Source organism: Acinetobacter stercoris (assembly GCF_900323515.1).
Taxonomy (GTDB): domain Bacteria; phylum Pseudomonadota; class Gammaproteobacteria; order Pseudomonadales; family Moraxellaceae; genus Acinetobacter; species Acinetobacter stercoris.
In genome coordinates this window covers 1-11,507 of the sequence record NZ_OOGT01000156.1, presented here as the reverse complement: position 1 = coordinate 11,507, position 11,507 = coordinate 1, and the positions used below count along the sequence as shown (strand labels likewise).

Below are 11,507 nucleotides of genomic sequence, written 5' to 3'. Positions count from 1 at the left end.
ATATAATTGTTATGTTATAACATAATTAAAAATAATGATTGGAGGTCGTTGTGCGCCCAGATATACATCCAGAATATAGAGAAGTGTTATTTCATGACACAAATGCAAATGCTTTCTTCCTAATTGGAAGCACTATTCAGGCAAAACAAACCAGAGAGTATGAGGGTAAAGTTTATCCTTATGTTACTTTGGATATTTCAAGTGCCTCTCACCCGTTCTATACAGGTGAAGTACGACAAGCAAGTAATGAAGGACGTGTTGCAAGCTTTAATAAACGTTTCGCCCGCTTTAAACGTTAATCAATATTTAAGTTTGCTCCTGTAAATTTTTACTTGAACTCAAAGCCTAAGTGTCCCTCCTCCGACTTAGGCTTTTTTTTATTTTTCTACTTCGTATTCAATAAAAACTGAAAAATATAAAAACCTATCATCAGGCAAATGACCCCGACCAATACACTAGAAATGGTATATGCTAGAGCTATTGACAAATGTCCTTGGCGAATCAGTTGAAAAGTTTCCAGTCCAAAGCTTGAAAACGTAGTAAATCCCCCAAAAATACCAACCATTAAAAATAGCCTCGCCTGTTGTTGTAAAACAGGATAACGTTCAGTAAAAGCGAAAAATATACCAGCCAGAAAGCACCCTAAAATATTGATTGACCAGGTTGTCCATGGAAAATACATCTGCGGTCGTGTAATGATCAAGCCCGCACCATAGCGTAAGCTCGCACCAATTGCTCCGCCTATTGCAACCAATAGCCAACTCATAATCATTTCTCCACGATGTGAATAAGTTCAGATTTATCCACAATTAGGTTGTGTATTTCTTAAAATATTTTTTAATTTTAAAACAAGCTTCGCACCAAAATACATGATTTTTATACGATGCCAGTTAGAAAAGTATATATAAATGCTATGATTCAGGCAGTTTTCTTTAGGATATATCAAATCATGGTACAAGAACTCTTAACCAGACTCGAAAATGGTCAAGCAAAATTTTCAGATGTTATCGCTTACATTGATGCACATTACATACATACCCCTACAGCTTTCACAAATGGCAAGCAGCATAATGCAGCAACTGAAAACCAAGGCAGTGCCAAAGTTTTTTCTTTTGCAAAACTAAATACCTTAACTCCTGAACAGACTCTGCAATTATTCGCTGAGCATTATCAATCAGTTTTGGCAACACCAGATGCAGTAGATCACCAAAATATTCGCCAATTTATGCAAAATGGCTGGGATGGCGTGAAATTTGAAAGCGACGCTTTAAAAGCAAAATAATTTTAAACAAGCTTCTTGATACTGCCACTCTGGATTACAAGGTGGCAGTTAAGAGACACTACGGCCGTTCAGCATATTGTGGTAAGTCATCATAAATTGTATCCCACTCAGCTTTATATGCGACAAAAATATGTGAACTTGGTTTATGCTCTAGCTTACTATCCAAAGTTCCTATTCTTAACCGATATGTATCAGGTGTCTCTTCTTTAATACTTATGATTGGTGAACCACATTCGCTACAAAAACAGCGCATAGTCGTTGGGGTAGACTCAAATTTTTTGAGCAGATTTTCACCATGGGTAATTTTAAAATCAGTTTTTTTTACTGGGGCATTGGTTGCAAACGCAGTACCATTGGCTTTTCGGCATCTTTGACAATGACATTCTAAAATATCGCCAATTTCTCCATGAATTTCATAGCGAATTCCACCACATAAGCAACTTCCTGTGTATTTCTTTTCTTCCATCGTCTTACCTACCGTATCTTTTAATCACTGCATTTAAATAGGATCTGTTGACATTTCAAAGCAATTGCGACGACAGGTATTTAGTTGGCATGAGGTGTTACTTGAGAAACCTACTGATCCAAATGATCAGAAACACTGTTCCAGAATTTGAAAATAGTCTCACCATTCTCTTCATTTCGTGCATCATCTGCTCAATTTCAACTTGTCACACAATCTATTTAGACAATGTCAATGGTCACTAATATAATCCATAGATATTAAAAGAACATTATCCATCAGGTAAATTGCTTCTCTAGATAAGCATATACTCCCTCGCCCGCCGCTCTCCCTGTTGCAAAGCAAGCTGTAAGCAAATATCCACCCGTTGGTGCATCCCAATCCAACATTTCACCTGCACAGAAAACATAAGGATTGCTTTTTAACTGAAGATTTTCTGTCAAGGCTTCCTGCTTGACGCCTCCCGCACAACTAATCGCCTCCTCAATGGGCCTAAAATCATCTAATTCTATTTTTAAATTTTTGATTTGTTTCGCTAAAAGTTCAGGTATTGCCCATAATTCTTTATCAACTAACTCACGTATCAAATTAGACTTAACTGTATCCAGTCCTGCTTTTCTCCAAATATTATTTAAAGATTGCTTTTTAGCGGGCTGTAATTTTTTAATTAATTGTTCTATGGTTAGATCTGGCAACAAATCCAGATAAAGCCACATTTTATTTTGCCGTTTTAATAAAGAACGTAAATCTCTCCCTTGCCTATAAACCAGACCACTCTCCAGTCCATAATGGGTGATGATAATATCACCTTCACTCTTAGACTTTGGATCGACCCATGCATGAACCCGTTTTAATGGCTGGCCAAATACAGGGTGCATAAACCGGGACCATTTCCTGACCACACCTGCATTACTCGCTTGAAAAGCTTCCATCTCATCAGATGATAGCCAATTTCTCCATGCACCATCACTTCCGAGCTGGGACCATGACACCGCACCACATGCCAAAATAATTGCATCAAATGCAGTCGTCTGCTCTACATTGTCCTGTAGATTCAAAACCGTTAAATGATTTTGCTGTAATGCCTTAACCTGATGCCGATAATAAAATTTGACCTTCTGATCTACCAAGCGTTTTAACCAAGCCCGAAGCAAAGGTGCAGCTTTCATTTCAACAGGGAAAATACGCCCTGATGAGCCGATATAAGAATCGATACCTAGACCTTTCATCCAATTTTGAATCCAGACAGCATCCCATCGACGAATCCAGACCTCCAACCATTCTGGATGATCATATCTGTTAATAAACTTTTCTATTGGCTCTGCATGTGAAATATTCAATCCAGTTTTACCAGCCATCAAAAACTTACGTGCAGCTGAAGGCTTTTGCTCATAAACTTGAATATCATCATAATAATGGCTCAAAACTTCAGCTGCCATTAAACCTGCAGGCCCAGCCCCAATAATAGCAATCTTTTTACTGCTCATGCTGATGCTCTAAAGTTCCATCCAGATCAGCAGTTTTTCCTTGTAAAGGCATAAAATCATCGAATCTTGTCTGATAATCTTCAGGTTTACGAATCACAAGCTGCTGACATAGTTCACCACGTTCTAAGTATTTAATTTCAAAATGTGTTCTAGCAGAGTCTGACTGTATTTTTTGTTTTTCAAAAGGAAGTTTCCAGACATTCTTCAATTGTTGTTCGGCTTCCTCAATATATTCAGGAATATTACTGGCTAATGTCACTGTGCCATGAACTGCTAAACGAGAAAGTAAAAATTCAAAAAATGGCATATTCAACCAGCGCTGAGCTGGATTATGTGGTTCAGGATTTGGATATAAAATAAAAAATTGCTGTACTTGTTTTGGATAAAGTGCATGAACAATCCAAGGAATCGCATCAGCGTGAATCGTTTCTAAATTCTTTTGACCTTCAAGCAAATGTTGTTTGCTCATCGCATCAAATTTTTCACGAGTCCGTTCTATTGCAAACAGTTTTTTCTCAGGATTAATAGAACTAAATAAAAGCGCATGTTTACCCTTCCCCGCTCCAATTTCCACACAAATAGAGTCACTTGAAACCGGTTTAAATTGACGGGGTGCATGCATGCGCAGTGCTTGAAATTGACGAATCAGCATAAACAGATCAAACTAATAAATACGGCACAAGTCTAACAATTCTGTTTTAGTTTGCCTATGTCATAGAAAAGATTTGGAGAAATGAATATGCCTCATACATTTAAATGTCCTCGTTGCGGACAATTAACAACATGGCAGGGTAATGATTTTCGTCCTTTTTGTTCAGAAAGATGTAAACTGATTGATTTAGGTGCTTGGGCAAGTGAAGAATATAAACTCCCAACTCAAGATGCTCCTCAAGCTGAAGATAACGATCACTAATTCGTCACTTTAGTTTCAAAATGTAAAAAAGTATTAAACATTTTGTTTAAGTTATACACAAAAAATTCACACCAATTTAACCAAGCCATGCCAATAATACTGCTCTGATTTTAAATTAAGGAGTCAGACATGACCTTAAGTTATAAAATTCTACTTTTCGCCTTTATAGTGGCGACTATTTTTTTTATTATTCTTGGCTTATATACGCTTGATTTTGCATTACTTATTGTGGCAATTTTATTTGCAGTTGCAACGCTTCTGGTTATTTTAGAAAATAAGCAATTAATGCGTAACCCTTTTAGAAAAAAATAATAAAAACATCAATATTTTTTTACTATACTTATTTTAGTTTATTCACTTAACTTTATTTCGCAATTAGATAACCATGAAAAAAATAAAATACCTTACATTACTGTAATTGAAGAAAATTTATGGTTTGGTTTAGGGGTTACTCTTGTTCTCATATGTTTTTTTGAAAGCTATTATTGCGTCATTAATTCTAACTTGTCTTATATTCATTGCTCTAGGCATCATATCTCTCGATAGTCTAGATATTGCGATTGGTCTCCTGTCTGCAATCGCAGCATATCTGATGCACTCAGAAACAAAAAATCATATTGTTAGCCCATTCGGGTTCAAAGATAAATCTCAGAACTAAATGCCTATCCAGCCTTCCCAGCTACAAATGGATTAAATTGTTTTTCATAGCCAATGGTACTTATAGGTCCATGCCCTGAAACAAACTGTGTTTCATCCGGGAGATTGAAACATTCTCGTTGAATGGATTCAATAAGTTGAGCATGATCTCCCCTAGGAAAATCTGTTCTGCCAATTGAGCCTTTAAATAAAACATCACCTGTCCATAAGATATTGTTTTTTTCATTATAGAACATGACATGCCCAGGAGTATGCCCTGGTGCAAAGCGCACCTGAAACTCTTCATCACCCAGTTTAAGTATTTCTCCCCCTGACAGCCACTGATTTACAAGCACTGGTTCTGGAACAGGAAAACCATAACGAGCAGACACTTCCTGAATCATATCTAGCCAGAACTGATCTTCCTTGTGTGGACCAATCACTGGAATAGACCATTCACGTGCCAATTGACCGACAGCACCTGCATGATCCAGATGTCCATGCGTTAACCAAAGCTCCTTTACCGTTACCCCTAGAGCTTGCACTTCTTGTTTCAACCTGTTTGCATCACCACCAGCATCAATGAGTACAGCTTCTTTACTCTCACTATCCCATAAGATTGAACAATTTTGCTGAAATGCAGTAACAGGAACAATTTTGACTTGTAGCATGGTTAAACCACCTCAGTTTTCATATCTGATTGTGCAAGTGTCACTTTTAAAGCATCTAGCTGTGCTTTTAAAAGTAGTGATAAAAAATCAATATGATCAGCTCTTGAATTCAGGGCAGGAATATAAACATATTCCTTTCCACCAGCAGCCTTAAAAAATTCAGCATTTTGCATGGCCAACTCTTCTAATGTTTCCAGACAATCGGCAGAAAATGCAGGGCTCAAGACCTGTACTGACTGTACACCTTGAGTAGCCCACTGTTTTAATAACTCATCCGTATATGGCTTTACCCATTCTTGCTTACCAAAACGCGACTGGAAACTGATTGCCCATTGATCATCCTTCAAATCCAAAGCCTCCGCAACTTTTTGTGCAGTGATATGGCAACGCTCAGCATAAGGATCACCTTTATCAGCATAAGGTTGGGGAATACCATGAAAAGACATTAATAATTTATCAGGAACACCATGTTCTGCCTGAAATTCCAAGATGCTTTTTGCCAGCGCCTGTATAAAGTCAGGATGTTGATAATAATCACGAATAATAGTTAAGCCTGGCAAATTACGTTGTTTTGTTATCCAGTTTGCAACTGCATCATATAGTGGAGCAGTTGATGTTGCCGAATATTGAGGGAATAGCGGAAATAATATAACGTGATCTTGGGGCTGAATCTGTAAACCTGCAAGAGCTTTATTAATCCCCGGGTTTCCGTAAGTCATCGCAGGAATAAAATTAAGTTCAAATTCAGGATAAATACTGCTCAATTTATCCTTTAAAGACTCAACCTGATTCAATAAAATTTCTCTCATTGGGGAATCATTTTTCCAAACAGAAGCATAAGCTTCTGCAACATGCTTAGGTCTAAACGGCAGAACAAATGCGTGAAGAATGATTTGCCAGATCAGCTTGGGAATTTCAATAACTCTCTGATCAGACAAAAACTGTTTTAAAAACATCCTAACTGCTGGGACTGTTGGCTCATCTGGTGTTCCTAAATTTGCAAGAATGACCGTCACTTTAGGCTTATATTCAGATGACTTTTGCATGACCTTAAACATCTTTTGAGAAATTAATCTTACTTTAACAGTTTTTTAAGTACTTCAACATAGTAGCTATTTCTGATTTATTTGATTGCTAACTTTTGATGTTTCTTGACAATATTGCAAAGCAATTAAACCATTTTCCGCTATTTTCCATAAAACACGCTGTCTGTCATCTTTAGCGATCGGTACAATCCAGCCAATACTCTGAAACTGTTGTTTTAAAACCTGTAAGTCATTTAAATTAATTTGTGCCCGAGATACAGCATGTGCTCTGGGTATCTGCTCACGAGCATCAGACAAAGCAGTTTCATTTAAAAAATGGTTGATTGTCTGTGCAAAGTGTTCTTCAGATGCAGGTCGAATAAATGTTTCACTTAGCAGAACAAGTAGTTCACTAAATTCAATCTGCCTTTTTGAATAAATTTCCTTAAAATTACCATCTAAATAGGCGTGCATTTTATATTCAAATGTAAAACATGTATTCCAGAGATTTTTACTTGCTAATAATGGATCTTGCTGATGGGATTTGGAATATCTAACTATACCAATTTCAGTTTTTGCTTGTAATAATTCAGTCTTTAAACGTTGAATTTCATCTTGTAACTGTTGCTCACGTTTTGGACGAACCCAACCTTCAGATGGGAAATACTCCAACATTTTCATCATATTAAAGCGGACTAACTGCTCAAGATCTTTGACATCCTTAAAATAGATGACATGCGCATTCTCATGTTTTAGCTGGACAATAAAATCCTGAATCTTCCGATAATTCTGTATATCACAACTCAATTGTTCTGCTGTAGCAGATTTCAAATCAATGAATACAATCACAGGTTTTTGTTTGGCCACCGCATAGATGTATTCCAGATGCATATAACTAACACCAGCAACGGACAGCTCACCATATTCAGCACCTAAAAGTAAAATGACATAATCACATTCTTCAATCTGTCTACGCGCAATCGCATTGCTTTGTGGTGTTCTTTGTTCTAATCCCCATGGAAAAAATCCAATATTCATCAACGCCTGGAACAACGCCACACGCTCATGTTGTAAATCCAGACCTGACGAAATCACAAAAACCTGGTAACGCTTATCAAGCATTGGCAAACCTTATCCTTTTCACCAAGTATATTCAAAACATTCCCCAAATTATGTTTTGTACTTGGCAAAATTGCCTAAAATATTCAGATTGAATGAAATTATTTATTTAATCAATGATATTTTCAATTGACCATGTAATATTTGTATCGATCCAACGGGTTAAAATCGGTTTTAATTGTTCTGCATTTTGCCCACTTACAAAACAGCGCAAACGGACATTTGACTGATTTTCCTGCTTGGCAGCAAGCTCATTTTTAATTAATACACGTGCTGTCTGCCTCGCAACAGCCAAACCAGAATCAATCAAGGTGAGTTTATCAGAAAAAATGGTTTTAATCGATTGATTTAAAAAAGGATAATGAGTGCAGCCCAGTACCAGATAATCTGCACCCTGATCGATAACAGGCTGTAAAACCTGTTTTAATGCCTCCAAACATTTGACACTTGTCTGTTGACCAGCTTCAACGAAAGGAACTAGGTCCAGGCAAGTAACAGGCAGTACTTTTACACCTGCAGGCTCTGCAAAACGATGCATAACATCCTTGATCAACTGACCACGAAATGTTGCAGGCGTGGCTAATACCGAAACCACTTTACTCTTCGTCTGTAGTACTGCTGGTTTTAAAGCAGGCACTAAGCCGATAATTGGAAAGTTTTCACCATAATGTTCACGTAAATAATCCAAACTAAATGCCGAAGCTGTATTACATGCCACCACAGCAATTTTACAACCTTTCCGATATAACCATTCTATTGCGTGAGCAGTAAGTTCACGAATATCCTGATCTTCACGGGGACCATAAGGTACGTGTGCTGTATCTGCATAATAAATAAAATTTTCATTAGGCAAATATTTTGCCAATTCGAGTGCTACAGTTGTACCACCTATCCCAGAGTCAAAAATACCTATAGGAGCATCATTTAATGCTTTAGGCATAGGGTTATCTAATGGGGATATAGGAAGGATGGCTGTCATAGCAACTCATTCTGCTCGTTAAATTACGATGTAAATCTTAAACCTCAAGTGCCTAATTGCAAGTGCAAATCACCACTTTGTAGAGATAAAATAGTATCTCCCTGATCATTTTCAAGCAGTTCCCCATATTCAATCAAATGAAAAAATGTATTTCTTTGAATAAGAGCATTAATTCCAAAACGAACATGAATATAAGGGCGCAATTCACCAGAATATTCACGCATAAAAATCGGGTGATCATGATCAACAATCACGACATCCTGATTAGTTGTTGTTAATTGTAAATAGATCTTTTTATCAATCTCTACTTGATCAACCTGATTAACCAACAAAGGTTCATCTTCAACAGTTATCTCAATCTGTTCAACAGGTGTTTTTAAATAAAATTTCCCATCCTCTTTCCAAAGTACGCTTGAGAATAAATCCAAAAGCGCCTGTCTCCTGATCAATTGACCTTCGTGCCACCACTCACCATTAGCTTTAACGCTCAAATCCATTTTGCCACAATGCTTTGGATGCCATTGCTCTAAAGGTGGTATTGACCTTTTGTGACTCTGCTGTGCATCTTTTAAGTATTGTGCTATGTTCATTAAGTTTTTATCATCTGAGCTTGGTGAATTATTCACCTCTGATGTTGAATTATTTTGAATTACCATGGTTTATGCCTTGCTGACCAAAAAATAATACGACTCAGGAACGTGAATCGATGGAGTTTGACGTAGTGATCGTAGGCGCTGGCCCTGCTGGTCTTTCTGCCGCGATTAAAATTCGTCAATTAGCAATTGAAAACAACCTGCCAGATTTATCTGTTTGTGTCGTTGAAAAAGGCTCCGAAGTTGGTGCGCATATCCTTTCCGGTGCTGTACTTGAACCGCGTGCAATCAACGAACTTTTCCCTAACTGGAAAGAAGAAGGCGCTCCTTTAAACGTTCCTGTGACTGAAGACAGAACCTTCTTTACCCTTTCTGAAACTTCTTATAAAGAAGCGCCTCACTGGATGGTACCAAAAACCATGCATAATGATGGCAATTACGTTATTTCTCTGGGTAACGTAGTACGCTGGNTGGGAACCAAAGCTGAAGAACTGGAAGTNTCTATTTTCCCAGGTTTCGCTGCTTCTGAAATCCTCTATCATGAAGATGGTTCTGTTAAAGGTATCCAGACTGGAGATATGGGNGTTGGTAAAGATGGTGAACCGACTGCCAACTTTGCTCCAGGCTATGAACTACATGCNAAATACACCTTNTTTGCNGAAGGCTGTCGTGGNCATNTAGGNAANCGNCTNATNNNNAAATNNAATCTNGANAAAGATGCTGACCCTCAACACTACGGTATCGGGATTAAAGAGCTTTGGGAAATTGATCCGGCAAAACATAAGCCNGGTCTGGTTATGCATGGTGCTGGCTGGCCTCTCAATGAAACAGGCTCTTCTGGTGGCTGGTGGTTATATCATGCTGAAAACAACCAGGTGACTTTGGGTATGATCGTGGATTTATCCTATGAAAATCCGCACATGTACCCATTTATGGAAATGCANCGCTGGAAAACACATCCTCTCATTAAACAGTATTTAGAGGGTGGGAAACGTATTTCCTATGGTGCACGTGCTGTTGTTAAAGGTGGTCTAAATTCACTTCCTAAACTCACATTCCCAGGTGGTTGTCTCATTGGAGATGATGCTGGTTTCTTAAACTTTGCCAAAATCAAAGGTTCTCACACTGCCATGAAATCTGGCATGTTATGTGGTGAAGCAGTATTTGAAGCAATTCAGGCTGGTGTAGAAAAAGGCGGGGACATTGCCGTTGCCCGTGTTACAGAAGGCGAAGACTTCTTTGAAAAAGAACTCACCTCTTATACAGACAAATTCGATAATAGCTGGCTAAAAGAAGAGTTATATAACTCTCGTAACTTTGGTCCGGCAATGCATAAATTTGGTCAGTGGTTTGGTGGAGCATTTAACTTTATTGACCAGAATGTCTTTAAAGTCCCATTTACCTTGCATGATCTGGTACCTGACTTTAGTGCGTTGAAAACAGTAGGTGCGGCAACCTTTAAACCGAACTACCCTAAACCGGATGGCAAATTGACTTTTGACCGTTTATCTTCAGTATTTGTATCAAATACAGTTCATGAAGAAAACCAGCCTGCGCACTTGAAACTGACTAATCCAGACATTCCTGTAAATGTAAATTTACCAAAATGGGATGAGCCAGCACAACGTTACTGTCCTGCTGGCGTTTATGAAATCATGGAAAATGATGATGGTTCTAAACGCTTCCAGATCAATGCTGCAAACTGCGTACATTGTAAGACTTGTGATATCAAAGACCCATCGCAAAACATCACCTGGGTAACGCCAGAAGGCGGTGGTGGTCCGAATTACCCTAATATGTGATTCGAAAATCTACGTTTTATTACTACAACTGACAGTACCAATATACAATTTCAGGAATATGTTTAGAACTAGAGCATAGAAAAACCATCTCATTCTGGGCTTGAATTAAGAAAAGCATTCGTTTCAAGCTGACTTTTTCAGAATGAAATCATCAAACATGTTTTTAGGAGTATGTAAATATTCCACACATGTACAGGGTATTTTAAGCCCTATTTAGGCGTATACGCTTCATTTTTAATTTTTTAGGTAAAAAGAGTTCCCAAGGGAGCTCTTTTTTATTTTCCAGATTATTTAGACATAAAAAAAACCTGACCTTGGGGAAGGTCAGGTTGTAAAACTGAAATCACACAAAAAATTTATAGTGTGATTTAAATTGAGTTTATTATAACGCTGTTTAGTTTAAAAGTGTAGTATTTTTTTGAATTTTTATCGAATAATTTATATATTTAATCATAAGCCTTCAGCTTTCATTATTATGTCATTATCACAGAATAAAATGTGAGTATTCATCAAAATATTTTTACTACTCTATAAATC

14 protein-coding genes are annotated in these 11,507 nt (G+C 37.6%); 5 read left to right on the top strand and 9 right to left on the bottom strand.

What is annotated here, in order from left to right:
* Nucleotides 1–50 precede the first annotated feature (50 nt).
* Nucleotides 51–299 carry a type B 50S ribosomal protein L31 gene (locus KPC_RS14420; RefSeq protein ID WP_121975057.1) on the top strand — a complete coding sequence of 83 codons (249 nt, stop codon included), beginning with the start codon at nt 51–53 and terminating at the stop codon, nt 297–299.
* 86 nt (nt 300–385) lie between these two features.
* Here KPC_RS14420 and crcB read toward each other — a convergent pair whose 3' ends face one another.
* On the bottom strand, nt 386–766 hold the full coding sequence (gene crcB / locus KPC_RS14415; protein ID WP_121975056.1) for a fluoride efflux transporter CrcB: 381 nt from the start codon (nt 764–766) through the stop codon (nt 386–388).
* Nucleotides 767–949: 183 nt separating this feature from the next.
* Here crcB and KPC_RS14410 point away from each other — a divergent pair, with 183 nt between their 5' ends.
* Nucleotides 950–1,282: a HopJ type III effector protein gene (locus KPC_RS14410; RefSeq protein WP_121975055.1), complete on the top strand. Its 333-nt coding sequence runs from the start codon at nt 950–952 to the stop codon at nt 1,280–1,282.
* Between the two features lie 58 nt (nt 1,283–1,340).
* Here KPC_RS14410 and KPC_RS14405 read toward each other — a convergent pair whose 3' ends face one another.
* The 3 genes from KPC_RS14405 to KPC_RS14395 all read right to left on the bottom strand — a co-directional run bounded on the left by KPC_RS14405 (nt 1,341) and on the right by KPC_RS14395 (nt 3,890).
* Nucleotides 1,341–1,748, bottom strand: coding sequence for a GFA family protein (locus KPC_RS14405; protein ID WP_121975054.1), 408 nt, complete (start codon nt 1,746–1,748; stop codon nt 1,341–1,343).
* 275 nt (nt 1,749–2,023) lie between these two features.
* Nucleotides 2,024–3,232 (bottom strand): TIGR03862 family flavoprotein, encoded by a 1,209-nt coding sequence (locus tag KPC_RS14400; RefSeq protein ID WP_121975053.1) that lies wholly within the window; start codon nt 3,230–3,232, stop codon nt 2,024–2,026.
* Nucleotides 3,222–3,890: a class I SAM-dependent methyltransferase gene (locus tag KPC_RS14395; RefSeq protein ID WP_171334509.1), complete on the bottom strand. Its 669-nt coding sequence runs from the start codon at nt 3,888–3,890 to the stop codon at nt 3,222–3,224. Before KPC_RS14395 ends, KPC_RS14400 begins: the two co-directional genes overlap by 11 nt.
* An 81-nt stretch (nt 3,891–3,971) precedes the next feature.
* Between KPC_RS14395 and KPC_RS14390 the strand changes: the two genes are divergently transcribed.
* Nucleotides 3,972–4,145, top strand: a complete 174-nt coding sequence (locus tag KPC_RS14390) for a DNA gyrase inhibitor YacG (protein WP_121975051.1) — start codon at nt 3,972–3,974, stop codon at nt 4,143–4,145.
* Nucleotides 4,146–4,274: 129 nt separating this feature from the next.
* Nucleotides 4,275–4,457 (top strand): hypothetical protein, encoded by a 183-nt coding sequence (locus KPC_RS14385; RefSeq protein ID WP_121975050.1) that lies wholly within the window; start codon nt 4,275–4,277, stop codon nt 4,455–4,457.
* A 350-nt stretch (nt 4,458–4,807) separates the two neighbouring features.
* On the opposite strand, the gene KPC_RS14380 is transcribed toward KPC_RS14385, so the two are convergent.
* The 5 genes from KPC_RS14380 to KPC_RS14360 form a co-directional block, all read right to left on the bottom strand.
* The gene (locus tag KPC_RS14380; RefSeq protein WP_121975049.1) at nt 4,808–5,452 is read right to left on the bottom strand and encodes an MBL fold metallo-hydrolase; all 645 of its coding nucleotides are present in this window, start codon (nt 5,450–5,452) and stop codon (nt 4,808–4,810) included.
* A 2-nt stretch (nt 5,453–5,454) separates the two neighbouring features.
* A complete protein-coding gene (gene hemH / locus KPC_RS14375) occupies nt 5,455–6,498 on the bottom strand; it encodes a ferrochelatase (RefSeq protein WP_121975048.1) in 1,044 nt (347 codons plus the stop codon).
* A gap of 66 nt (nt 6,499–6,564) precedes the next feature.
* Nucleotides 6,565–7,599 carry a DUF4062 domain-containing protein gene (locus tag KPC_RS14370; protein WP_121975047.1) on the bottom strand — a complete coding sequence of 345 codons (1,035 nt, stop codon included), beginning with the start codon at nt 7,597–7,599 and terminating at the stop codon, nt 6,565–6,567.
* A 106-nt stretch (nt 7,600–7,705) separates the two neighbouring features.
* On the bottom strand, nt 7,706–8,575 hold the full coding sequence (gene murI, locus KPC_RS14365; protein WP_121975046.1) for a glutamate racemase: 870 nt from the start codon (nt 8,573–8,575) through the stop codon (nt 7,706–7,708).
* Between the two features lie 44 nt (nt 8,576–8,619).
* The gene (locus tag KPC_RS14360) at nt 8,620–9,231 is read right to left on the bottom strand and encodes a DUF1285 domain-containing protein (RefSeq protein WP_121975045.1); all 612 of its coding nucleotides are present in this window, start codon (nt 9,229–9,231) and stop codon (nt 8,620–8,622) included.
* A 50-nt stretch (nt 9,232–9,281) separates the two neighbouring features.
* Here KPC_RS14360 and KPC_RS14355 point away from each other — a divergent pair, with 50 nt between their 5' ends.
* Nucleotides 9,282–10,970, top strand: coding sequence for an electron transfer flavoprotein-ubiquinone oxidoreductase (locus KPC_RS14355; RefSeq protein ID WP_121975044.1), 1,689 nt, complete (start codon nt 9,282–9,284; stop codon nt 10,968–10,970).
* Nucleotides 10,971–11,507 lie beyond the last annotated feature (537 nt).